At 43.5% G+C, this 23,326-nt stretch carries 21 protein-coding genes and 1 tRNA gene; 13 read left to right on the top strand and 9 right to left on the bottom strand.

Annotated features, from left to right (window positions below; all coding sequences use genetic code 11):
* Both mltG and pabC read right to left on the bottom strand, forming a co-directional pair.
* Nucleotides 1–1,059 (bottom strand): endolytic transglycosylase MltG, encoded by a 1,059-nt coding sequence (mltG, locus tag NI467_RS03985; RefSeq protein WP_253151079.1) that lies wholly within the window; start codon nt 1,057–1,059, stop codon nt 1–3.
* Between the two features lies 1 nt (nt 1,060).
* Complete coding sequence (gene pabC / locus NI467_RS03980; RefSeq protein WP_253151077.1) at nt 1,061–1,876, bottom strand: aminodeoxychorismate lyase; 816 nt, start codon at nt 1,874–1,876, stop codon at nt 1,061–1,063.
* A gap of 712 nt (nt 1,877–2,588) precedes the next feature.
* On the opposite strand from pabC, the gene NI467_RS03975 reads away from it, so the two are divergent.
* The 11 genes from NI467_RS03975 (at nt 2,589) to NI467_RS03925 (ending at nt 15,103) form a co-directional block, all read left to right on the top strand.
* On the top strand, nt 2,589–3,602 hold the full coding sequence (locus NI467_RS03975) for a sulfate ABC transporter substrate-binding protein (protein WP_374982196.1): 1,014 nt from the start codon (nt 2,589–2,591) through the stop codon (nt 3,600–3,602).
* A 28-nt stretch (nt 3,603–3,630) separates the two neighbouring features.
* Nucleotides 3,631–4,236, top strand: coding sequence for an alpha/beta hydrolase (locus NI467_RS03970; RefSeq protein ID WP_174659489.1), 606 nt, complete (start codon nt 3,631–3,633; stop codon nt 4,234–4,236).
* Between the two features lie 86 nt (nt 4,237–4,322).
* Entirely contained in the window at nt 4,323–5,156 is an 834-nt protein-coding gene (cysT, locus tag NI467_RS03965) for a sulfate ABC transporter permease subunit CysT (protein WP_151203025.1), read from the top strand.
* Nucleotides 5,153–6,046, top strand: a complete 894-nt coding sequence (gene cysW / locus NI467_RS03960; RefSeq protein ID WP_151206460.1) for a sulfate ABC transporter permease subunit CysW — start codon at nt 5,153–5,155, stop codon at nt 6,044–6,046. Before cysT ends, cysW begins: the two co-directional genes overlap by 4 nt.
* A gap of 11 nt (nt 6,047–6,057) precedes the next feature.
* A complete protein-coding gene (locus NI467_RS03955; protein ID WP_151203027.1) occupies nt 6,058–7,119 on the top strand; it encodes a sulfate/molybdate ABC transporter ATP-binding protein in 1,062 nt (353 codons plus the stop codon).
* Nucleotides 7,120–7,170: 51 nt separating this feature from the next.
* On the top strand, nt 7,171–8,094 hold the full coding sequence (locus NI467_RS03950; protein ID WP_151203028.1) for a CysB family HTH-type transcriptional regulator: 924 nt from the start codon (nt 7,171–7,173) through the stop codon (nt 8,092–8,094).
* 556 nt (nt 8,095–8,650) lie between these two features.
* Nucleotides 8,651–10,006, top strand: coding sequence for an amino acid permease (locus tag NI467_RS03945; protein ID WP_174659487.1), 1,356 nt, complete (start codon nt 8,651–8,653; stop codon nt 10,004–10,006).
* Nucleotides 10,007–10,093: 87 nt separating this feature from the next.
* Nucleotides 10,094–10,169: transfer RNA gene (locus tag NI467_RS03940), tRNA-Arg, on the top strand.
* Between the two features lie 336 nt (nt 10,170–10,505).
* Nucleotides 10,506–11,759, top strand: coding sequence for an OmpP1/FadL family transporter (locus tag NI467_RS03935; RefSeq protein WP_253151073.1), 1,254 nt, complete (start codon nt 10,506–10,508; stop codon nt 11,757–11,759).
* A 338-nt stretch (nt 11,760–12,097) separates the two neighbouring features.
* Nucleotides 12,098–13,315 (top strand): OmpP1/FadL family transporter, encoded by a 1,218-nt coding sequence (locus NI467_RS03930; protein ID WP_253151063.1) that lies wholly within the window; start codon nt 12,098–12,100, stop codon nt 13,313–13,315.
* Nucleotides 13,316–13,717: 402 nt separating this feature from the next.
* Nucleotides 13,718–15,103 carry an OmpP1/FadL family transporter gene (locus NI467_RS03925; RefSeq protein WP_253151061.1) on the top strand — a complete coding sequence of 462 codons (1,386 nt, stop codon included), beginning with the start codon at nt 13,718–13,720 and terminating at the stop codon, nt 15,101–15,103.
* 70 nt (nt 15,104–15,173) lie between these two features.
* On the opposite strand, the gene thrH is transcribed toward NI467_RS03925, so the two are convergent.
* Nucleotides 15,174–15,791 carry a bifunctional phosphoserine phosphatase/homoserine phosphotransferase ThrH gene (gene thrH, locus NI467_RS03920; protein WP_151203033.1) on the bottom strand — a complete coding sequence of 206 codons (618 nt, stop codon included), beginning with the start codon at nt 15,789–15,791 and terminating at the stop codon, nt 15,174–15,176.
* 205 nt (nt 15,792–15,996) lie between these two features.
* On the opposite strand from thrH, the gene NI467_RS03915 reads away from it, so the two are divergent.
* Together NI467_RS03915 and NI467_RS03910 are read left to right on the top strand one after the other, a co-directional pair.
* Entirely contained in the window at nt 15,997–16,731 is a 735-nt protein-coding gene (locus NI467_RS03915) for a phosphoadenylyl-sulfate reductase (protein WP_151203034.1), read from the top strand.
* Nucleotides 16,732–16,906: 175 nt separating this feature from the next.
* Nucleotides 16,907–18,259 (top strand): wax ester/triacylglycerol synthase family O-acyltransferase, encoded by a 1,353-nt coding sequence (locus tag NI467_RS03910; protein WP_151206470.1) that lies wholly within the window; start codon nt 16,907–16,909, stop codon nt 18,257–18,259.
* 188 nt (nt 18,260–18,447) lie between these two features.
* On the opposite strand, the gene NI467_RS03905 is transcribed toward NI467_RS03910, so the two are convergent.
* The 6 genes from NI467_RS03905 to NI467_RS03880 all read right to left on the bottom strand — a co-directional run bounded on the left by NI467_RS03905 (nt 18,448) and on the right by NI467_RS03880 (nt 23,204).
* On the bottom strand, nt 18,448–18,621 hold the full coding sequence (locus NI467_RS03905) for a PA1571 family protein (protein ID WP_162850565.1): 174 nt from the start codon (nt 18,619–18,621) through the stop codon (nt 18,448–18,450).
* A 133-nt stretch (nt 18,622–18,754) separates the two neighbouring features.
* Entirely contained in the window at nt 18,755–20,209 is a 1,455-nt protein-coding gene (rng, locus tag NI467_RS03900; RefSeq protein ID WP_151203036.1) for a ribonuclease G, read from the bottom strand.
* Nucleotides 20,210–20,251: 42 nt separating this feature from the next.
* Nucleotides 20,252–20,818 carry a Maf-like protein gene (locus NI467_RS03895; protein ID WP_253151059.1) on the bottom strand — a complete coding sequence of 189 codons (567 nt, stop codon included), beginning with the start codon at nt 20,816–20,818 and terminating at the stop codon, nt 20,252–20,254.
* The gene (gene mreD / locus NI467_RS03890) at nt 20,806–21,297 is read right to left on the bottom strand and encodes a rod shape-determining protein MreD (protein ID WP_151206474.1); all 492 of its coding nucleotides are present in this window, start codon (nt 21,295–21,297) and stop codon (nt 20,806–20,808) included. Before mreD ends, NI467_RS03895 begins: the two co-directional genes overlap by 13 nt.
* Nucleotides 21,284–22,141: a rod shape-determining protein MreC gene (gene mreC, locus NI467_RS03885; protein WP_151203039.1), complete on the bottom strand. Its 858-nt coding sequence runs from the start codon at nt 22,139–22,141 to the stop codon at nt 21,284–21,286. Before mreC ends, mreD begins: the two co-directional genes overlap by 14 nt.
* A 16-nt stretch (nt 22,142–22,157) precedes the next feature.
* The gene (locus tag NI467_RS03880) at nt 22,158–23,204 is read right to left on the bottom strand and encodes a rod shape-determining protein (RefSeq protein ID WP_151206476.1); all 1,047 of its coding nucleotides are present in this window, start codon (nt 23,202–23,204) and stop codon (nt 22,158–22,160) included.
* Nucleotides 23,205–23,326: the final 122 nt, after the last annotated feature.

Raw genomic sequence — 23,326 nt, 5'->3', positions numbered from 1 at the left:
TCATTCCTTATTTTTCGAGCGTAAAACGGTAAGGTATTCCTGCACAGCTTGGTTATGCTCTTGCAGATTGCTACTGAATTTGTGTCCGCCATTGCCTGTAGCAACAAAATAAATATTTTGTGAGTTATCCGGATGCATGGCAGCCTCAATGGCTTTCTTACTTGGCAATGCAATCGGCGTTGGCGGTAAACCTGCCATGGTATAAGTATTATAAGGCGTTGGAGTACGCAGATCTTTGCGGGTAATATTGCCGGTATAGGCATCGCCCATACCATAAATAACCGTCGGGTCGGTTTGCAGACGCATGCCCATGTTCAAACGGCGTACAAACACACCAGAAACCTGTTGCAGCTCACTATCAACACTGGTTTCTTTTTCAATAATCGATGCCATAATCAGCGCTTCATATTTATTCTGATACGGTAGACCTGATGCGCGTTGCTCCCAGGCTTGATCCAGTGTTTTGATCTGTTGCTGATAGAGATTGGTCAAAATCTTGCGGTCAGTTTCCCCTTTGGCAAAGAAATAGGTATTTGGCGCAAATAGCCCTTCGGGATGCGAAAAGGGAATATCAAGTTCCTTGAGCAGCTGTTCAGTAGGCAGGTGCACCACTTCCTTGGTGACCAGCTCATCTTGCTTTAAAGCATCAATTAACTGTTTGAAGGTGGTGCCTTCAATCACCAGAATACGGTTCATCTGGGCATTTTCAGCATTGGAAATCATCTCCATCACTTCACGCATACTCATGCCTTGACGGATTTCATAACCCCCCGCCTTCATGGTGTCATGAATCATAATGCGCTGATAAAGCTTTAAAACAAGCGGAAAGCTGACCTGTCCCTCTTTTGCCAGACGGTCAATAAAACCCGAATAGGTCTCACCTGAACCAATCGCCAATAGCTGTTTTTGCCCCTCGACCGGATAGGCTTTCCATAGACTGCTTTTCAGGATCAGGCCGAGAACCAGAATGATTCCGATCAGTACTAAGGCGATCCCCTTTAGAAAACCTGTCGAGTTGGTTTTATTTGTCTTTTTACTGCTGGACTTGGAAGCTGACATATTAATACGACATCTGATTCAATCGAAGACGGTTAAAAAGTTCAATACAAGCATCTACATTTAAAGCGCGTTGCTCAAATTGAGTGGCAATTTTCATCGGGCTAAGTGCATTACAAAAAAACAGACTGTCAATATGTGGAATTTCATCTATTTCCACATCACGTTGCTGACAGACGATTTGCTGCTCTTGCATCCGTTGCATAATTTCTGCACGCATAACACCGAAGACGCCATTATAACGAAGTTTCGGCGTGACCCATTGATTGTTTATACGAATGAAGCAATTACTGCTCACCCCTTCAACAATTGCCCCCTGTACATTGGTCACCAAGGCTTCAGGCCAAGCGCGTAAATCTGCTTCCTGCTTGAGTAAGACCTGTTCCAGCCGGTTCAGGGTTTTTAGTCCGACCAGATTTGGCATACTCAGGCCTATAGCCTGCTGTAGCACGCCGCTCTGAATCTGCTCATAATTAAAGTCTGATACGGCTTGCGGATAATAAAACATCCACAGGTCCGCAGGATGGTCTGGCAGGCTATAACCTCGCTGACCAATACCACGACTAAGTACGATTTTTAATGTGCCATTCAGTGCAGGTTCTGATTCAAGCAAGACCACTAGGCTTTTTGTAATCAGCCCCAGATCAACATCTAAGCTTAGTTTTTGCTGGCTCATTCTTAGGCGAGCCAGATGACGTTCAGCTAACTCAATGCGATTGTGCCGGATGCGGGCTGTGGTAAAACAGCCATCTCCATAATGAAAGGCACGATCTAACAAATCTATATTATTGACAATTTGAGCATTTTTTAAACATAGCATCCTTAGATCGCCTCTCAAGCCTTAAAGTGAGGTAGTGAAATTATAAGCCTAGTCCCGCTATCTCTGTTACCCAGCTTACATTGGTTTTTCATTATTTTTTATACAAAAATATCACGCCATATCCGCCTCATCTAACCAAAACCAAAGGAGCCAAGGCCGGCATACATCTTCAGTAATTAACAAGCCCAAGGAACTGGCAGCACTACTGTCAGTCGGGACAGGAAGTATACCTGCAAAAGTTTGCCTGAATATTTTTGATGAACCAACTTGCAAATTGTACGACAGCTTAAATCAAGAATTGAGTCCATGCTGGAAAAAACTACCGATCCAATGATTCCTCTTAACCATCGGATACTGGTTCTGATCAAGCATTGCTCTTCGCAATACCAAGGTATCGAAGCAAGAGAGTCCTGCACTCAAGTCATTAAAAGCGCCCATCCTTCAGAAAAAATAATGCCTAAACTCAGGGACAAAAATAGCAGTTAGACCACTATCGGGCCTTTGATGAGAGGAGCACAAGCAATCACACAAAAGCCTGACTCATCTGGTCACTCAGTTAGGCTTTTTTTATAAGCATAGACTCATGACCAGTACTTAAGTGCTTATTATCTCTTTTTTTCATATTGAATTCATTTTTAGTTATTTTTTATGCATAGCTAATAGGATTATGCTGCGCTTAAGTTACAAAACATAGAAAAGAGCGGGGATGCAGATGAGCATTGTACAGACATTAAAACTTGGGGTTTTAGCTATAGCGATTTCGGCAAGCTCTTTTGGTGTGATAGCACAGGATTTTCTTAACGTTTCTTATGACCCGACCCGGGAACTGTATGAAGAGATCAATAAAAATTTCAGCAAATACTGGGAAAGCCGTACCGGTCAGAAAATTAATTTTAAACAGTCGCATGGGGGTTCAGGCAAACAGTCACGTGCTGTGCTGGATGGCTTAGAGGCAGATGTTGTTACTCTCGCACTGGCAGCCGATATTGATGTGCTGGCAAAGAAAGCCCAGCTGCTACCCACAGACTGGCAGAAAAAATTACCGCACAACTCAACCCCATATACCTCGACAATTGTCTTTCTGGTTCGTAAAGCCAATCCCAAAGGGATTCAGGATTGGGATGATCTGGTTAAACCCGGCGTGGCCATTATTACGCCAAACCCAAAAACTTCCGGCGGCGCACGCTGGAACTATCTTGCTGCCTGGGCTTGGGCCAAACACCAGAAAGGTGGCAATGATGCCAAAGCCCGCGATTTTGTGCGTCAAATATATAAGCAGACCAAAGTTCTGGATTCAGGTGCACGTGGTGCAACCACGACTTTTGCTGAACGCGGTATCGGAGATGTCTTGCTGACTTGGGAAAATGAAGCACATTTGGCCTTGCGTGAACAGCCCGGCAAGTTTGAAATTGTGACGCCCTCTCTTTCTATTCTGGCTGAACCACCGGTTGCTATTGTCGAGAAAAATGCCCAGGCAAAAGGCAATAGCTACCTGGCCAAAGGTTATTTGAATTTCCTCTATTCCCCATTAGGTCAGGAAGTTGCAGCAAAAAACTATTACCGTCCGCGCAATAAAGCAGTACTTAAAAAATACCAGCAGACTTTTAAGCCACTAAAACTGGTGACGATTGAGCAGGAATTTGGCGGCTGGACTAAGGTACAACAGACCCATTTTGAAAATGGCGGAATTTTCGACCAGATCGTCAAAGCCAATCAAGCGAAATAACAACTCATTACTTTTAAGGAGCATCGATATGACACATACGCTTATTGTTCCAGGTGTGGGTGGAAGTGAATACTGCCACTGGCAGACATGGTTACAACATCGTCTGATGCGCTGCTCCCGGGTACAGCAAAAAAACTGGCATCATCCTGTCCTGAATGAATGGGTGGCCGAGTGTGTCAAAACCCTTCAAGCCATTCCAGATGATGTGCAGATTGTAGCGCATAGTTTTGGCTGTCTGACCAGTCTGGCGGCCCTTGCCCGGTATCCGGAACTGAAGGCCAAAATCAAAAATCTGGTGCTGGTTGCACCTGCCAATCCGGCACGTTTTGGTGAAAATGGGTTTGCAGATGATAGCCTGACGGATTACCGCGCCTATTTTCAGCAACTCAAGATTCAGGTACCGACTCGCTTATTGATCAGTGAAAATGATCCCTGGCTAAATTTTGCAGATGCCCTGCAACTTGCCAAAGCCTGGAACATCAAACCAATTAATTTAGGTCAGGTCGGTCATGTCAATGTCTCTTCCGGTTTTGGGCCTTTTCCTGAAATTGAACAATACTTAATTTCAGAAAAGACTATGCCACATATCAGTAAAGCTGATGACTGCAAGTATTTATTTAAATTTGCATTTTAGATGCTGCTAACTATGCTTGTGCCAAATTTGTTTTCTAATTTTCGCTGGTCAGCTTCCACCAGCATTCTCTCTTTTGAGGAGTAATCATGTCGCAGCGATCCCGAGTGCTGCCAGGATTTGGTCTTTCTCTAGGCTTTACCCTAGCGTATTTATCATTAATCGTTCTGATTCCGCTTTCTGCCGTTTTTATTAAATCACTGGGCATTGGCTGGGATGGCTTATGGGAAATCCTGAGCTCTGAACGTATTTTAAAATCATTACAGCTAAGCTTTAGTGCCGCCATTATTGCAGCACTGGTCAATGTGGTTTTCGGCCTGTTACTGGCATGGTGTCTGGTACGTTACAGCTTCCCGGGTAAACGCATTATAGATGCTCTGGTCGATTTACCTTTTGCCCTGCCAACTGCAGTGGCGGGTATTGCCCTAACTTCTTTATATGCACCGACCGGCTGGATTGGCCAGTACCTTGAGCCACTTGGAATTCAGGTGGCCTATACACCAATTGGTATTACCCTGGCTTTAATCTTTATCGGTTTGCCTTTTGTGGTGCGTACGGTTCAACCGGTTCTGAGCGATCTGGAAACCGAGCTGGAAGAAGCAGCATCTGCGCTGGGTGCCAACCGTTTGCAGATTGTTACTAAAATCATCTTCCCGATTTTATTGCCAGCGTTAATTACCGGTTTTGCCTTAGCATTTGCTCGCGGTGTCGGGGAATATGGTTCGGTCATTTTTATTGCGGGTAACCAGCCTTTTGAAACGGAAATTGCGCCCTTAATGATCATCTCCCGTCTGGAAGAATATGATTATGCCGGTGCCACCACCATTGCGGTGGTCATGCTGGTATTGTCTTTTGTAATCTTGTTCCTGATTAACTTAGTCCAAGCCTGGGCCAGCCGTCGTACCGGGAGAACTGCGCGATGAGTTTAAATACCAACAGCAATGCGCTGGCTGAAAAACTACAATCACGCGATGCGACTCGAGAGCCGACCTGGGTGCGCTATACCCTGATCACGATTGCCATGATTTTCTTCCTGAGCTGCCTGATTCTGCCTCTGGTTTTAGTCTTTGTAGAAGCATTTAAACAAGGGGTCGGGGTGTATGCTCAAGCTTTGGTACATCCAGATACCCTGTCTGCCGTGAAGCTGACCTTACTGACTGCCGCAATTGCAGTACCTATGAATGTGGTATTTGGTGTAGCGGCAGCCTGGACTGTGGCGAAATTTAACTTCCGTGGCAAATCGATATTAACCACCATCATTGACATGCCGTTCTCTGTATCGCCGGTGATTGCAGGTTTGATGCTGGTCCTAATTTTTGGCAGTCAAGGCTGGTTCGGCGGCTGGTTGATGGATCATGACATTAAAGTTTTATATGCAGTACCTGCCATTGTCTTGGCCACAATCTTTATTACTGTACCTTTTGTGGCACGTGAGCTGATTCCGCTAATGGAAGCACAAGGAACTGAAGAAGAAGAAGCAGCGATTGTACTGGGTGCATCGGGCTGGCAGACTTTCTGGAAAGTCACCCTGCCTAATATCAAATGGGGGCTGATCTACGGCGTGATTCTGTGTAATGCCCGTGCAATGGGTGAGTTTGGTGCCGTATCGGTCGTCTCCGGTCATATTCGCGGTGAAACCAATACCTTGCCACTGCATGTCGAAATTCTCTATAACGAATATACCTTTAGTGCTGCGTTTGCTGTGTCCTCACTGCTGGCTTTCCTCGCGATTATCACCCTGATTTTAAAAACCTGGGTGGAGCTGCGTCAGGAACGACAAAGCAAACGTAATGAAGATTCAACAGTTTCTTAAGGAATGCCCACATGAGTATTCAAGTTAAAAATATTGAAAAACACTTTGGTGCATTTCATGCACTGAAAAATATCTCCCTCGATTTTCCAGATGGTCAGCTCGTTGCACTCCTGGGTCCATCGGGCTGTGGTAAAACCACCCTGCTGCGGATTATTGCCGGTCTGGAATCAGCCGATGGCGGTCAGGTTATTTTAGAAGGCCAGGATGCAACCCGGGTACATGTGCGTGAACGTGAAGTGGGCTTTGTATTTCAACACTATGCCCTATTCCGCCATATGACGGTTTTTGACAACGTCGCTTTCGGTCTGCGTGTACGTCCACGTTCCACTCGCCCTTCCGAAGCAGAAATTAAAAAACGTGTCACCCGTTTGCTGGATCTGGTTCAGTTAGGTTTTCTGGCTGACCGTTATCCGGCACAGCTCTCTGGCGGCCAACGTCAACGTATTGCTTTGGCGCGTGCTTTAGCAGTTGAGCCACGTGTCCTGTTACTGGATGAACCCTTTGGTGCGCTGGATGCCAAAGTGCGTAAAGAACTGCGCCGCTGGCTACGCACCCTGCATGATGAACTGCATATCACCTCTATTTTCGTGACTCATGACCAGGAAGAAGCGCTTGAGGTAGCAGACCAAATTATTGTAATGAACAAAGGTAATGTCGAGCAAATTGGTTCACCGCGTGAAGTCTATGAAACTCCAGCCACACCCTTTGTATTTGACTTTCTGGGACAGGCCAACCGCTTTGAAGGACAAAATCATGGCGGTATTTTACAACTGGGTGAGGACCGCATCCAGTTTGATGCCGCCAAACAGTCAGCCCAAGGCAATGTCATTGTTTTTGCACGTCCCGATGAACTGCGTATACATGCGCAGCCGCAGGACAATGCCATTCAGGCGACTTTCTTGCGTGAGGTCTGGATTGCTGGCAAAGTAATTGCTGAGCTCACTGATCGTCAAGACAACCTGATTGAAATTTCTTTGACCCCAGAAGAAGCCAGAGCACATCAGTTCAGACCAAATCAGACCGTTTGGTTAAGTGCATTAAATCTGCATTTGTTTGAAAATCAGGTCGCTTAAGACCAAAGGTGGGGCGATAATATGCCCCATCCTCTTATAGAGTATATCATCATGAATTTCCAACAATTAAGAATTATCCGGGAAACGGTTAGACAGAAATTTAATTTAACTGAAGCTTCAGCAGCACTTTATACTTCACAATCTGGAGTAAGCAAACACATTAAAGATCTGGAAGATGAGCTGGGGGTACAGCTTTTTATTCGCAAAGGCAAACGCTTACTTGGTCTGACTGAACCGGGTCAGGCTCTATTGGGCATTGTCGAACGTATGCTAGTCGATGCGGACAATATCAAACGTCTGGCGGATGACTTTAACAAAGTCGATGAAGGCACACTGACGATTGCCACGACCCATACGCAGGCACGTTATATTTTGCCGCCCATCGTAAACCAGTTTAAAAAAGAGTTTCCTAAAGTCCATCTGATTCTACAGCAAGCCAGTCCAGTCGAAATTACTGAAATGCTGCTGCAAGGTGAGGCTGACATCGGGATTGCCACCGAAGCGCTTACAACTGAAGACAATCTGGTGAGCGTTCCTTACTATACCTGGCAGCACAGCATTATTACCCCGCAAAATCACCCATTAACAGCTATAGAGCATATTCAGATTGAGGACTTAGCCAGCTACCCGATTATTACCTATCATGGTGGTTTTACTGGCCGTTCTAAAATTGACAAAGCGTTTGAAGATGCAGGTGTTGATGTCAATATTGTAATGTCTGCACTTGATGCCGACGTGATCAAGACCTATGTGGAGCTGAATATGGGCGTGGGAATCGTCAATGATGTGGCTTATGATTCAGAACGTGATTATCGCCTAAAACAGATTAAAACTGAGATTTTTGGCTTAAATACCACCTGGATCGCAGTTCGTAAAGGTCATCTGTTGCGGGGGTATGGTTATGAGTTTATTTCACTCTGCTCGCCCGATGCCGATATTAAAGCCTTAAAGAGAGTCGCTTATCCGGATGAATAGAAACTAAAAAATTGAGAGGCACTATGGCCTCTTTTTTAATGAGTGCGTGTTGATCTTCTGTCTATACGACAGATTCAAGGCACAAGTACAATCAAGAAAACAGCGCTATTCCCTTCCTCTATTTTCGTTTATCGTCCTTTAAATCGACTCAAGTGGCCTAAAAATAAGTTTCTGTACTTGCGGGCGGATTCATTTTTACTATTTCAAGCAGAATAAATTCTGTCTTTTTTTCTTGAAAAGTTACAGATATGAGGACATTGAAAACTTTCAAATTACAAATTAAAAATCCGAATATTCCAGTATATCTGAGTTTTTATCCCATTACTCAGACGTCACATCTGGTTTGTAGCCTATTCGCCGGCAAAAAGTAAAAATCCGTCAATTATCGTGTCAATAAAAATAAGCCTTTGATTAATTGATATTATATTTAATTTACCACCATAAATAATCATTATTGTTTTTATAGCCATCATTGATTTTTATGATGCACTAGGCTTCTTATCTTTGATCTATTACAATCAGCGACTTATTATTTTCCATTGTCGGGCTGAAAACTTTGAATAACGAGTCTTCACAACTTCAGCGTGGCTTAAAGAACCGTCATATTCAGTTGATCGCCATGGGCGGTGCAATTGGCACAGGCTTATTCTTAGGTTCCGCACAGGTGATCCAATCAGCTGGCCCTTCTATTATTTTAGGCTATGCCATTGGTGGATTAATCGCATTCTTAATCATGCGCCAATTAGGTGAAATGATTGTTCATGAACCGGTTGCCGGTTCATTTAGCCATTTTGCTTATACATATTGGGGGAAATTCCCGGGTTTTCTTGCAGGCTGGAACTACTGGATTTTGTATATCCTGGTTGCCATGACCGAACTGACTGCTGTCGCAAAATATATTAACTACTGGTGGCCACATATCCCTGCCTGGGCATCGGTTTTGTTTTTCTTTATTGTGATTACTCTGGTTAACCTCGGCAATGTAAAATTCTATGGTGAATCAGAATTCTGGCTGTCAATTATTAAAGTGACTGCGGTCGTTTCGATGATTGTCTTTGGCCTCTATCTGATTTTAACAGCAGATGCCTCCTCAACAGCGTCTTTTAGTAACCTTTGGACGGCAGGCGGCTTCTTCCCGAACGGCTTTGAAGGCTTGTTCTATATGCTTGCATTTCTGATGTTCGCTTTTGGCGGGATTGAGCTGATTGGTATGGCAGCAGCAGAAGCTGATGATCCGGAAAAAACCATTCCTAAAGCGATTAATCAGGTGGTTTTCCGTATTCTGATCTTCTATGTGGGTGCTTTGACCATTCTCTTGTCTCTGGTACCTTGGAACCAGCTTGAACTTGGTGGTCTGGATAAAAGTCCATTCGTCATGATTTTTAGCCAGCTTGGTATTGGCTGGGCTGCTCATCTGCTTAACTTTATTATTTTGACTGCTGCGCTTTCTGTCTATAACAGTGGAATGTATGCAAATAGCCGTATGCTGTACGGCCTGGCACATCAAGGGAATGCCCCTAAAGTGTTCAAAACAGTCAATAAACAGGGAGTGCCGGTTCCTGCAGTGCTTTTCTCTGCGCTACTGATCTTCGGTTGTGTCTTGCTTAATTACCTTGTTCCTGAAAATGCACTAAGCCATCTGATTTATATTGTGGTCGGTGCGCTGGTCTTAAACTGGGCCATGATTTCCCTCACCCATCTCAAGTTTTTACAGAGCATGAAGAAATCAGGACAAAAAACCAGTTTCCCTGCACTTTGGTCACCTGCAGGCAATATCTTGGTCTTAAGCTTTATTGCTATGATCTTGTATATCATGTGGACACAGGGCTTCAAGGAATCTGTACTGATGATTCCAATCTGGATCATTACCATGCTGTGTGTTTTTAAATTGCTTAAGCCAAAAAATACTTGATACGCTGATTTATTTTGTATATTTAAAAAGTTACTGCTCCGGCAGTAACTTTTTTTATGCATTTTGCAGTAAAATAAACTTCTGTTTGCGCCCTTAGCTTAACTGGATAGAGCAGTTGCCTCCTAAGCGACCGGCGTGGGTTCGAGTCCCGCAGGGCGCACCAAGAATAAAAATGTGATTTATTCCGCATAAAAAAACATGAAATTGCATCCTTTTAGAATATTTTTTAAACAAAAAAACATTTTCTTCTCATTATTTTATGCCTTTTACTATCAATAACTTAACCTAACCAACTCTTATATTTTGGTGTAAAAACTCTATTTTGATGCTTTTTTGAACCAATTAGTTTTTTCTAGAGCATTTACTCTTATTTTAATTGTGCTATTTTTGTCACATGGAGTAACAAATGATTGCGGTTCATCCCCCTAAAGTCTCCACAAATTCAACAAGTGCAAACAACAACGCTAGCTATAAATTTGTACCTCAAGGAAAGACATAAATGAAATTAAAAACATTAACGACTGCAATGATTCTCGCGACTGTACCAATGACTGGGGCATTTGCAGCAGCCCTAGATCGTTCAGGTCAATCTATTGCAGCCTTCCTGCAACCAGGGAATTACTTTGAGGCAGGAATTTCAGTTCTAGACCCAAATGTTTCTGGTAAAGCAAAAGCAGCTTCTGGGGGCGGAACATTATCTGATATGGCAGGGGATTACTATTTTCCAAGTGCTGCCCTTAAATTCCAGCCAACCGAAAAGTTCTCTGTAGGTATTTTATATGACCAGCCATTTGGGGCAGATGCGGCTTATTCAAACTCTGATCCGTTAGTTGCAGCAGGTACTGGATTATTCCATCTTAATGGCGAAAGCACTGAAGTAGATGTAACTACACAAAGTTTATCTTTCATTCTAGGTTTCCAGCCAATTGAAAATATCAATATTTATGGTGGCGCCGTTTATCAAACTGTGGAAGGTGACGTACAACTTCGTGGAGCTGCTTATGGTTCTGCTAACGGTTTAGGTAAATATAACGCAACCATGAAAGAAGATTCTGCTGTTGGCTGGTTAGCGGGTGTCGCCTACCAAATTCCAGAAATTGCGTTAAAGGCATCTCTAACCTATCGCTCAGAGATTGATCATGAAGCTGCGACACGTGAATATGGTCAAAGTAATATCCTTGCTGTTGTAACACAAAATCCAGCAGCTGCTTTATATGATGTTAATACAACGACCAAAATTACAACTCCGCAATCTGTGAATCTGGATTTCCAAACTGGGATCATGGCAGATACAGTGGCTTTTGCAAACATACGCTGGGTCAATTGGGAAGACTTTTCTATCCGTCCAGAAAAATTTGATCAAGTAGGCCGTATTTTAGGTGCTGCCGGACAAACTCCTGATAATCCTAATGGCTTTGACTTAGTTGCTTATACAGATGACCAATGGTCAGCGACTGTAGGTGTAGGTCGTAAATTCAATGAACAATGGGCCGGTAATGCCTCAGTTGGCTGGGATTCTGGTGCAGGTAACCCAGTTTCAACGCTTGGTCCAACTGAGGGTTATTGGAACGTTGGTTTAGGTCTGCAATATTCTCCAGCTCCAAATTATTTTATCGCTGGTGGTGTTAAATACTTCATGTTAGGCGATGCAGATGCTCAACCTGCTTCTATGTTTGGAACAAATAATGCAATTGCCGAGTTTGAAGATAACGATGCTTGGGGCTACGGTTTAAAAATAGGCTATCGCTTCTAATGTAATCTAGACAACATAATAAAAGACCATTTTCGAATGGTCTTTTATTGGTTAAGCTTGATTGCCTACATCTCTATCTCAGTTGCTGGTTTTTACTACAATTAAAACTCATAAAAAATTAGTACTTTTACATTATTCTGCCTTTGATCGACCCTATATTAAATTTATATTTTTCATATATTTAAGCAAAAAAATCTAGTATAAATACTCTAGACAAGCATTTTCCTTAACCGCTATAGTTCACTTCTTCGACAAAGCTGAGTATTTACTCTTTTTAAAATTGTGTTACTTTTCCACAACTTTTAATAATTTTAATGTAACTCTGTCAAGGATGAGCCATGAAGCTTAAGCCAATTTCTATCGCGATTCTCCTGTCCACACTCCCTACTTCTGTTGTATTCGCTGCCGGTTTAGATCGTTCAGGTCAGTCCATTTCTGCATTTTTACAGCCGGGTAATTATGCAGAAGCAGGTATTTCAATCCTTGACCCTGAAGTAAAAGGAAAGGATACAAATGGCAACAAAACAGGTGACATGGCAGGTGACTACTACTTCCCTAACGCTGCTCTAAAAATTCAAGCCACAGATCATTTCTCTGTTGGTCTTATTTATGATCAACCTTTCGGTGCGGATGCAGAATATTCTGGTAACAACAGATTTGTAGAAAACCCGCCAGTTCCATTTCAAGGCGGCACATCTGTTACTGTCGATACTCAAAACTTAAATTTACTTTTTGGATATCAACCGAACGAAAACTGGAATCTCTATGCAGGTGCTGTATATCAAACAGTAGATGGTACTGTTCTTTTACGTGGTGAAACTTATTCAGCATTTAATGGATATGATTTTAGAACAGGCGAGGATGAATCTGTAGGTTGGTTAGCAGGTGTTGCCTATCAAATTCCGGAAATAGCACTTAAAGCATCGGTAACTTACCGTGCTGAAATCGAGCATAAAATGAATGCTTCTGAGAATTTTGGCTCTACGGCTATTCAAGACAATCCGCTAAACCCTGTAATTTCTATGATTACTCGTACTAATTCGGAAACTAAACTTACCACCCCTCAATCTCTTAATATCGATTTCCAAACAGGAATCATGACTAATACTGTAGCTTTTGCAAATTTACGCTGGGTCGATTGGTCGAAGTTTAAAGTGCAGCCTTATCAATTTGGTAAATTATCTCAGTATTTAGGACAAAACAACCTTGTTCCTAACAAACCAAATGGGTTTAACCTGATTGACTATAAAGAGGATCAGATCTCAGCAACAGTAGGTGTGGGCCGTAAGTTTACAGATCATTGGGCTGCAAATGTATCGGTAGGCTGGGATTCTGGCGCCGGTAATCCTGTGACCACCTTAGGTCCAACTGACGGCTATTGGAATGTCGGCACTGGCGTACGCTTCTCCCCTGCTACAAATTACTTTATTGGCGCTGGCGTAAAATATTTCTGGTTAGGCGATGCTGATGCTGTAACGGGAGCGCATACACCAGCAGGCATATTCTCAGACAACCATGCAATTGCTTATGGTTTAAATATGGGTTACAGCTTCTAATCCCAAGGTATAAATACCAGCCAACTCCCTTTTAAAAAGAGCTTCATTAGAAGCTCTTTTTTTATACCCTTAATCCATTAAAATTTACACATTCATTATTGCATGACTCATCTAAATTATTTGCTATTAGTTCTTTAAAATTCCTGCTAGCTATAAGCCAAAGCAATATAGATCAAACACAAAAGAACAATTTTATGAATAAAAATATGCACATAATTAGAATTCTTACTTTATTTAGCTTTATTTTGCAACATCTTTATTTTATTAAAAATTCAAATTAGAGCCTTTACTCTTTTTTTCTTTATGCTATGTTTTGCACATAGATATGATTAAAAAATAAATTACATATCTTATATTGTTATTAACGCATTGAAGCGTTTTTTATACTAGGAAAGTAGAAAAATGAAGTTAAAAACTTTAACCAGTGCCATTCTATTAAGCTGCATCTCAACCTCAGGAGTTTTTGCAGCCGCCTTGGACCGTTCTGGCCAGTCTATTAGTGCCTTTCTTCAGCCAGGCAACTACTTTGAAGCAGGGGTTTCTGTACTAGATGCAGATGTATCAGGTCAGATGCGTGAAGGTTGGATGCCGCCAAACTCCCTTATTCAAGGCAAAGGTTTAGGGGGTACTGAATTATCAGATATGGCTGAAAGCTACCAGTTTTATAATGCAGCGCTTAAAGTTCAATTAACTGATCATTTTTCTTTCGGCTTAATCTATGATCAGCCTTTTGGCGCAAAGGCTAAATATTCAACTACTGATGCCAACTATTCTGACATCGGTACAGGCCAATCAGCACTAAAAGAGTCAGGCGCTTTCTTTGCGGGCGGTGAAGGTACTGAAGTTGATGTAAGCACTCAAAACTTATCAATGATTTTTGGATTCCAACCTAATGAGAATTGGAATATCTACGCAGGCCCAGTGTACCAAACCGTTAAAGGTAATATTAAACTACGTGGTGCAGCATATGGCCCATACGGCAGCGCGCTTTGCCCAGTTATGTGTTCAGGTCTCGCAACTGGTCCAGATAAAACACCATTTAAAGGTTATGATGCAAGTGTTGGTGAAGATTCTGCTGTAGGCTGGTTAGCAGGCGCAGCATTCCAAATTCCAGAAATTGCACTTAAAGCTTCTGTAACTTACCGTTCTGAAATTGATCATGACATTAATATCGACGAAACTTTAGGCTATGTCACCAATACTTTAGTATCTGGTCGCTTCCCTCCACTACAGGCTAGTAATATTAATGCCATCAATGCAAGCTCTGGCAATACCCAAATTACAACCCCCCAGTCTGTAAACTTAGACCTTCAATCCGGCATCATGGAAAATACTGTTGCTTTTGCACAAGTACGTTGGGTAGATTGGTCGAGTTTTGCAATTCGTCCCTACAAGTTTGGTCAATTATCCTCTCAGTTAACTCAAGCAGTAGCTGGTACTCCACGTGGATTTGACTTAATCGCTTATGAAAAAGATCAAATTTCTGCAAACGTGGGGGTAGGCCGTAAATTCAATGATCAATGGGCAGGTACAGTGATGGTGGGTTGGGACTCTGGCGCAGGTAATCCTGTCTCCACTTTAGGACCAACTGAAGGCTATTGGAGCCTAGGTTTGGGTGGTCAATTTAGCCCAACTCCCCAAACATTTATTCAAGCTGGAGTTAAATACTTCTGGTTAGGGGATGCTAAATCACAAGTTGCATCAGACTTTGGCACAGACAACTATGCAGCTAATTTTGAAGACAATGATGCAATCGGCTACAGCATGAAAATTGGTTATCGCTTCTAATTTACATCACAAAAATCAGGATTAAACAAGAAAGGGCGCCATGAGCGCCCTTTCTTGTTAACCTAAAAAATTAAGCTGGAATATCACGTACCGACGCATTACGAATCGCTTCTTTTAATGCATCATAACCATTGATTGGCGGAAACTGTGGAAACTCAGCAATCACATTTTCAGGTGCATCAAACAGAAAACCATGATCTGCTTCACCTAGCATAGTAGTATCATTATAGGAATCACCTGCTGCAATCACACGGAAGTTCAGGCCATGCAGAGCTTTTACAGCCTGACGCTTTTGGTCCGGCTGACGTAATTTATAGTCTGTGATCATGCCATTACCATCTGTTTCCAGTTTATGACAGAAAATAGTTGGCCAGCCCAATTGCTTCATTAAAGGATGGGCAAATTCATAGAAGGTATCTGACAAAATAATCAGCTGGAAATGTGTACTTACCCACTCTACAAATTCTTTTGCCCCTTCAAAAGGTCCCATCTCCGCAATCACGGCCTGAATATCATCCAGACCTAAACCATGCTGTTTAAGAATATTCAGACGCTGAGTCATCAGTACATCATAGTCAGGAATATCGCGTGTCGTTGCTTCAAGCTCCTTGATGCCGGTTTTTTTTGCAAAGTTAATCCAAATTTCTGGAACCAGAACGCCTTCTAAATCTAGACATACGACTTCCATGACTATCCCCTTTGAACGGTATTAAAAAAATCAGTCTTATGATAGCTGAAGAAATAAATTTTGCACTGCTCTTTTTAAAATCTATTTTCCTCATAAGTATTTATTTTTTAGTGCTAAGTCCTTTAAGTGAAGTCTATTAAAATGCCTGTAAATTAAATTAGTTGATAGGCCGCGTCACTTCCAGGCCTATGTTGCCAGGACTCTTATGACTAAAATCCCGACTATTGATATGGTGGATGCGCTGGCATCCGAATATGCAGATAAATCACCGAGTGAAATTTTGGCGCTTGCGCTAAATCAATCTGGCGAGATTGCGATTTCCTTTTCAGGTGCAGAAGATGTAGTTCTGATTGATATGGCCTCACATCTGGGCAAGCCGTTCCGGGTATTTAGTCTCGATACCGGCCGCCTGCATGCCGAAACGTACCAGTTTATTGAGCAGGTTCGCAAACACTATCATATTGATATTGAAATCTGCTTTCCGGAAACTGAAGCCGTTCAACAACTGACCACAACAAAGGGTATGTTTAGTTTTTATCAAGATGGTCATCAGGAATGTTGTGGGATTCGCAAGGTTCAGCCTTTACGTAAAAAACTGGCGACGCTGGATGGCTGGATTACCGGGCAGCGCAAAGACCAGAGTCCGGGCACCCGTCAGGAAATCCCAGTGGTACAGGCGGATGCCGGCTTTTCTGGCCCCGGCAAACAGCTGATCAAATATAATCCATTAGCGAACTGGTCAAGCGCCGATGTATGGAGTTATATCCGTATGATGGAGATTCCTTATAATCTGCTACATGAAAAAGGCTTTATTTCAATTGGCTGTGAGCCATGTACCCGCCCTGTACTTCCAAACCAGCATGAACGTGAAGGTCGCTGGTGGTGGGAAGAAGCCACTCATAAGGAATGCGGTTTGCATGCCGACAATTTAAAAAAATAATCTGGTAAAAACCACCGCCTTGTCGGTGGTTTTTTTGTAAACCTATCCGCTACATAAAAGTACTCCTTTTATGTATGTGGCAAAATCGCTATACTTTATCTTACGATACCAATAATTCTAACAAGGTTGCTTGCACAAAAGCAGCTGAAGAAAATGCAGTGAGGCAATCTACGCTATGCGTCCATTACATCCAATTGATTTTATTTTTTTAACTTTAGAAAAACGCCAGCAACCCATGCATGTCGGCGGATTATTTCTGTTTCAAATCCCTGAGCATGCACCCGCCTCTTTTATTCAAGACTTAGTGAGCGATATTCGTAATTCAAAATCTTCTCCGATTCCCCCTTTTAATAATTACTTAAACGGCCTATTTTGGGACGAAGACGAAGAATTTGATCTTGAGCATCATTTTCGGCATATCGCTCTGCCTAAACCTGGACGTATTCGTGAATTACTCAGCTATATTTCCCAAGAGCATAGCGCACTGATTGATCGGGCCAAGCCTTTATGGACTTGTCACATTATTGAAGGCATTGAAGATAACCGTTTTGCCATGTATTTCAAAATACATCATGCCATGGTAGATGGCATTGCCGGAATGCGTCTAGTCGAAAAATCACTGTCCCACGATCCGGATGCAAAAAGTATTGTACCTCCCTGGTGTGTACAGGGCCCACGGGCTAAACGTTTAATGACCCCGAAGGTGAGCCGGCTAAAAAATATCCTGCGCACTATTAAAGGGCAGCTTGAATGTACTCCACGGGTCGCTTACGAGCTGTCTCAGACCATAATGAAAGACATGGGACGCAATCCCGACTATGTATCCAGTTTTCAGGCTCCCTGTTCTATTTTAAACCAGCGGGTCAGCTCCTCGCGCCGTTTTGCCGCCCAATCTTTTGAATTTTCACGCCTGCGTCACATTTCCAAAGCGTTAGGGGTGACCATTAATGATATTGTACTGGCGATTTGCTCAGGCGCCTTACGTGAATATCTGCTCAGCCAGAATGCACTACCTAAAAAGCCTCTGATTGCCATGGTACCAGCTTCAGTACGCAGCGATGACTCCGATCTTTCCAATCGGATTACCATGATTCTGGCAAATCTCGGTACGCATAAAGATGACCCACTGGAGCGTCTAGACATTGTACGCCGCAGCGTATTAAATGCCAAAGAACGTTTTAAACGCATGAATGCCAATCAGATTTTAAACTATAGTGCATTTATTTATGGTGCAGCCGGTTTAAATATTGCATCGGGTTTAATGCCTAAACGTCAGGCGTTTAATCTGGTCATTTCAAATGTTCCAGGACCACAAGAGCCACTTTACTGGAATGGCGCGCGTCTGGAAGCCCTCTACCCTGCCTCGATTATATTGGACGGTCAGGCACTGAATATCACGATGACCAGCTATCTGGACAAACTTGAAGTCGGCCTCACTGCCTGCCGTAATGCCTTACCGAAAATGCAAAACCTGCTGACTCATCTAGAAGAAGAAATTCAACGTTTTGAGCAACTCATAGAGAGCTAATCCCCCCTGAAGTTACAAGCGGTAGCTTAATTGTATCCCCTACAGAAAGACGTTAACTCAACAATTTGGCATTAAGCACTTTTGCCAATCCTGCAAAGACAAATAAAGGGATCTGATCGATCCCTTTAGTTATTGATTTACACCAAGTGAATTATTTTTATACAGAGAATAAAATCGTTAAACCTGAATTAACCCTTAATAGTACGACACTGTTTTAATAACTGATGGCACACCGTACGAATCATAGAAGCCGTAATCTGAACTTCATTACCGCGCTCATCAACAATATATCCAGCATGAACAGTTTTTGGTTCTAGTACATGTTTTAGGCTTTTATTTACAACCGCTTTACTCATACTCATCATATACTCCTTTTGCTAAGCCTAGAACGGGGAGAAATGGCTTTGGCTAATTTGATGTTTCTAGTATTGTAAATCTCGACCCAATTGTAAAATTCCAGATGTAACAAGTGTTTAACGATATTCTGTTACAATTTCAGCTCAGAATGATATCGTATTGCTCTTGCGTATATAAATTTTCCACTTGGAACTTAATCACGCGATTAATAAAATGCTCAAGATCAGCGACTGCTGGTGCTTCTGCAGTTAACAAGCGATCAATCACCGCAGGATGAGCAACGACAGTAAAGCCACTCTGTGACTCATACGCCCGTGCATAACGCAGAATTTCCCTAAATATTTCGTAACACACTGACTCTGCTGTTTTGACATAGCCTCGCCCTTGGCAGGTTGGACATGCTTCACACAATAAATGTTCTAAAGATTCCCGGGTACGCTTTCGGGTCATTTCCACCAGACCCAATTCAGACACCTGGGTAATTTTGGTCTTGGCATAATCCCGTTCCAGCATACGCTCAAACTGCTTCATAACCTCTTCACGATGCTGGGCTTCTTGCATATCAATGAAATCAATAATGATAATTCCGCCCAGATTACGCAAGCGCAGTTGACGTGCAATGACCTGGGTAGCCTCCATATTGGTTTTGAATACGGTATCTTCCAGGGAACGGCCACCGACATAAGAACCGGTGTTGATGTCAATCGTAGTCATGGCCTCAGTCTGATCAATCATTAGATAGCCACCAGATTTGAGTGCGACACGGGTCTGCAAGGCCTTTTGCAAATCCTCTTCAACATTGTACAAGTCAAAAATCGGACGTTCACCTGGATAATGCAGCAAACGATCCTTCATGCTCGGTACGAATTCTTCGACAAACTCTTGCAACTTGCTATGAATTTCACGTGAATCAATATAGATTTTGGCGGTATTCTCATTTGCCAGATCACGAATCACCCGCTCAGGTAAAGGGAGTTCTTCAAAAATCAGTGAAGGGACTGCAATGACTTTTTGTTTACGCTGAATATATTCCCAGAGCTTGGCCAGATAAGCCATATCCTGAGCAATAGCGGCCTCTTCAATCCCTTCGGCAGCCGTGCGTACAATGACTGAACCCGGAAGTTTATATTCACCCTGAATATGCTCAATAATGGAACGTAAACGGTTGCGCTCATCTTCAGATTCAATCCGCTGGGATACTCCGATATGATTGCCATACGGCATCAGCACCAGATAACGTGAAGGAATCGAAAGATCGGTAGAAAGGCGCGCACCTTTGGTGCCCAACATGTCTTTCATAACCTGAACGGTAAGAATTTGTCCCGGTTGCAGCAGCTCAAACACATTTGGTGTAGGCTGATTGCGCGGCCAGACCATATCATTAATGTGCAAAAAGGCAGTTCTAGACAGGCCAATATCGACAAAAGCGGCTTGCATGCCAGGCAGAACCCGGACCACTTTGCCTTTATAAATATTTCCAACCAGACCACGCTTGGCCGTGCGCTCGACAAACAGTTCATTGACTGTGCCGTTTTCAATTAACGCAACGCGGCATTCCATTGGCGTGACGTTAATCAACAATTCGTCAGACATAACAACACTCAAAACATTATAAAAATTCTTTTTTATCAGTAGTTAATTTAGTGCCTTAACTCTCTGTAGTAACTGTACTGTTTCATAAAGGGGCAATCCCACCACATTGGAATAACTGCCCTGAATGCCTGGAATATAGCGTGCGGCAATGCCCTGAATTGCATAAGCACCTGCTTTTCCTACCGGCTCACCGCTTGCCCAATAACTTTCCATATCCTGGACACTCAGTATCTGAAATTCAACCTGGGTTCTGACGACTATACTGTATTTTTCATCTTTTGTACGCACACACACCCCAGTGTAAACATCATGCCACCGCCCTGAGATTTTTGTCCACATTTCAATCGCATGCTGTTTTGATGCAGGTTTACCCAAAATTTCATCATCGACGCCTAAACTGGTATCTGCAGCGATGATAATTGCTTCTGGAAAACGCTCCGCCACGGCATCAGCCTTGGCCCGTGCCAGACGTTCCACATAGATTGCGACGGACTCGCCTGCATGCACAGATTCGTCGATATCCGGACTATAAATATCAAAGCTCAGCCCAAGTTGCTGTAACAACTCGCGACGTCGCGGCGAGCTAGAAGCAAGAATTATATGCGCCATTTCTTCAACATATAGTAAAGGACAGGCCAGACCAGAATACTGGTCAGCACTGGAATCCAGTGCCGGGCAAAGGAAAACTGTACGCTGGCTAAAATCTGGGCAAAAAAGATCAGCATCAGATGGGCCACAATGGCAATTGCAGTGATGATCCACAAATTGGAAAAGGTCAAAATACGGCGTTCACGGGTCAGGAAACGTGCCAGAAAAGCGATAAGTATAAAACTGAGTGCATTAAGCCCCAAAGGAGCATCCAGCAACAAGTCCGCAAAAATACCGGTCGCAAAAGCAAACCAGATCCCGCACCAGGTGGGCTGACACAATACCCAGAACAGCATCACCATCAGCATAAACAGCGGACGCCAGCCCGACAAGGTATAGGACAAGGGATAAACCATCAAGATCGAAGCGAGGATTACCGATATTACAATTGCCAGAAAAGGATCACGCTGTGTTCTTGATTTCATCTTAGCGATTGACATGCGGCTGCTCCATCGCCAGTGAGTCGGAGAATAACACCACCACATGATGCCCGCCCGCAAGCTGCGCTGCCGGAATCATGTCAATTTGGGCAAACTCGCCTGAATTATGCCGTTGGACTTTAGCCACCGTCCCCACCAGATAACCGGCCGGAAAATGCTGGCCCAACCCGGAGCTATATACTTTTTCTCCAACCTTGATGTTGGCACTGGTCGGTACATATTCCATCTTTAAACGTCCCAGATCGCCCGTACCGGATACAATCGCACGCATGCCAGTACGTTCCAGACGTACGGACAGCGAATGCTCTTTATCAGACAGCAACATTACCCGGCTACTATGTGGATAGACACTGATAATCTGCCCCATGATGCCTTTATCATCCAATACGGTCTGCCCTACTTTCAGGTCATTTCTGGAACCACGGTTGATCACGATAATATGCCGCAGGGGGTCGGCATCTGTGCCAATCACCTCGGCAATTTCCATGCGTCCATCAATAATCAGCGGTGTATCCAGCAGACCACGTAAACGGGTATTTTCGGCAGAAAGCTCGGCAATTTTTTGCAGTCGGACTTGGGCCTGCAACAGCTCAGCCTGCATCGCGGTATTTTCACGACGCAGTTGTGCTTCAGATTTGGTTTGTTGATTCAGCCATTCTCGCGATAGTACCGGATAGCTGGCCACGGCATAAATCGGATTATAAGCCGCGTACAAGACATCCCGTGCAGGTTGGACCACATGTGGCATGCGCCAGTCAAAGAACAGCACTACCAGACAGGTGACCAATGCAATGATAAAAGAGCGAAAAGATGGCGGTTGTCGAGAAAACAGATGTGCTTGCACCCGCCGAATCCTTGTCTTAGCCTACAAATAACATGTCGTGATTTGGATTATCGAAGAACTCGAGTACCTTGCCACCACCACGGGTCACGCATGACAGTGGATCTTCAGCAACCACTACAGGCAGGCCGGTTTCCTTGGCTAACAGCTTGTCAAGGTTACGGAGCAATGCGCCACCGCCTGTTAACACAATACCGCGTTCAGCAATGTCCGAAGACAGTTCTGGCGGAGTTTGTTCAAGCGCAGATTTGACTGCTGAGACAATATTTTGTAGGGGATCAGAAATGGCCTGAGTGACTTCATCCGAATTCACCACAATCGCACGTGGCACACCTTCTGCGAGGTTACGGCCGCGGACTTCAATTTCCAGTGGCTTTTCACCTTCATCTGGCAATGCCATACCCACTTCTTTCTTGATCACTTCAGCTGTGGTTTCACCAATCACGCAGCCATGTGCCTTACGCACATAGTTGATGATCTGCTCATCGAATACATCACCGCCGATACGCAGCGAATCTGCATAGACACAGCCTTGTAGCGAGATGATTGCGATTTCAGTCGTACCACCCCCAACATCAACCACCATGGAGCCACAGGCCTGCTCTACCGGCATGCCTGCACCAATTGCTGCTGCCATCGGTTCTTCAATCAGACGGACTTCACGCGCACCGGCATTATATACAGCTTCGCGGATCGCCCGGCGCTCAACCAGAGTCGATTTACATGGCACACAGACCACGACACGCGGTGCTGGCGGAAATAAACGTTTTTCGTGTACCTTACCAATGAACTGATTTAACATGGTTTCGGTCACTTCAAAATCTGCAATTACACCATCTTTCATCGGACGAATTGCAGAGATATTTGCAGGCGTACGACCGAGCATTTGTTTCGCGTCAAGACCTACAGCAGCAACAATTTTATGTGAACCGCTATGACGGATGGCTACAACCGTCGGTTCATTTAATATAATGCCTCGTCCTGGCGCATAAATAAGTGTATTTGCAGTACCTAAATCAATAGCGAGATCTGGCGAAAACAAGCCTATTAGTCGTTTTAGAATCACGGGGACGTTCTCAGTTAAACTTTATATGGACGCAAGGTGGCCACTTTAACTAAATGTGATGATTTGGACAAGTCAATCGCTTATCATAACGCATGATAATTTGAATTTTTTAATACTGATTA

Origin of the sequence: Acinetobacter sp. S4397-1 (assembly GCF_024129285.1) — a bacterium.
Taxonomy (GTDB): domain Bacteria; phylum Pseudomonadota; class Gammaproteobacteria; order Pseudomonadales; family Moraxellaceae; genus Acinetobacter; species Acinetobacter lwoffii_C.
Note: the sequence above shows the minus strand (reverse complement) of the source record. Positions and strands in the feature narration are given on the sequence as shown.

Coding starts and splice junctions, on each gene's coding strand:
- NI467_RS03925 (WP_253151061.1), top strand. CDS start 13,718: ATGAAGTTAAAAACTTTAACCAGTGCCATTCTATTAAGCTGCATCTCA.
- NI467_RS03905 (WP_162850565.1), bottom strand. CDS start 18,621: ATGAGTATGAGTAAAGCGGTTGTAAATAAAAGCCTAAAACATGTACTA.
- NI467_RS03955 (WP_151203027.1), top strand. CDS start 6,058: ATGAGTATTCAAGTTAAAAATATTGAAAAACACTTTGGTGCATTTCAT.
- mreD (WP_151206474.1), bottom strand. CDS start 21,297: ATGTCAATCGCTAAGATGAAATCAAGAACACAGCGTGATCCTTTTCTG.
- NI467_RS03935 (WP_253151073.1), top strand. CDS start 10,506: ATGAAATTAAAAACATTAACGACTGCAATGATTCTCGCGACTGTACCA.
- thrH (WP_151203033.1), bottom strand. CDS start 15,791: ATGGAAGTCGTATGTCTAGATTTAGAAGGCGTTCTGGTTCCAGAAATT.
- NI467_RS03910 (WP_151206470.1), top strand. CDS start 16,907: ATGCGTCCATTACATCCAATTGATTTTATTTTTTTAACTTTAGAAAAA.
- rng (WP_151203036.1), bottom strand. CDS start 20,209: ATGTCTGACGAATTGTTGATTAACGTCACGCCAATGGAATGCCGCGTT.
- pabC (WP_253151077.1), bottom strand. CDS start 1,876: ATGCTATGTTTAAAAAATGCTCAAATTGTCAATAATATAGATTTGTTA.
- cysT (WP_151203025.1), top strand. CDS start 4,323: ATGTCGCAGCGATCCCGAGTGCTGCCAGGATTTGGTCTTTCTCTAGGC.
- NI467_RS03930 (WP_253151063.1), top strand. CDS start 12,098: ATGAAGCTTAAGCCAATTTCTATCGCGATTCTCCTGTCCACACTCCCT.
- NI467_RS03975 (WP_374982196.1), top strand. CDS start 2,589: ATGAGCATTGTACAGACATTAAAACTTGGGGTTTTAGCTATAGCGATT.
- mltG (WP_253151079.1), bottom strand. CDS start 1,059: ATGTCAGCTTCCAAGTCCAGCAGTAAAAAGACAAATAAAACCAACTCG.
- cysW (WP_151206460.1), top strand. CDS start 5,153: ATGAGTTTAAATACCAACAGCAATGCGCTGGCTGAAAAACTACAATCA.
- NI467_RS03915 (WP_151203034.1), top strand. CDS start 15,997: ATGACTAAAATCCCGACTATTGATATGGTGGATGCGCTGGCATCCGAA.
- NI467_RS03895 (WP_253151059.1), bottom strand. CDS start 20,818: ATGGCGCATATAATTCTTGCTTCTAGCTCGCCGCGACGTCGCGAGTTG.
- NI467_RS03970 (WP_174659489.1), top strand. CDS start 3,631: ATGACACATACGCTTATTGTTCCAGGTGTGGGTGGAAGTGAATACTGC.
- NI467_RS03950 (WP_151203028.1), top strand. CDS start 7,171: ATGAATTTCCAACAATTAAGAATTATCCGGGAAACGGTTAGACAGAAA.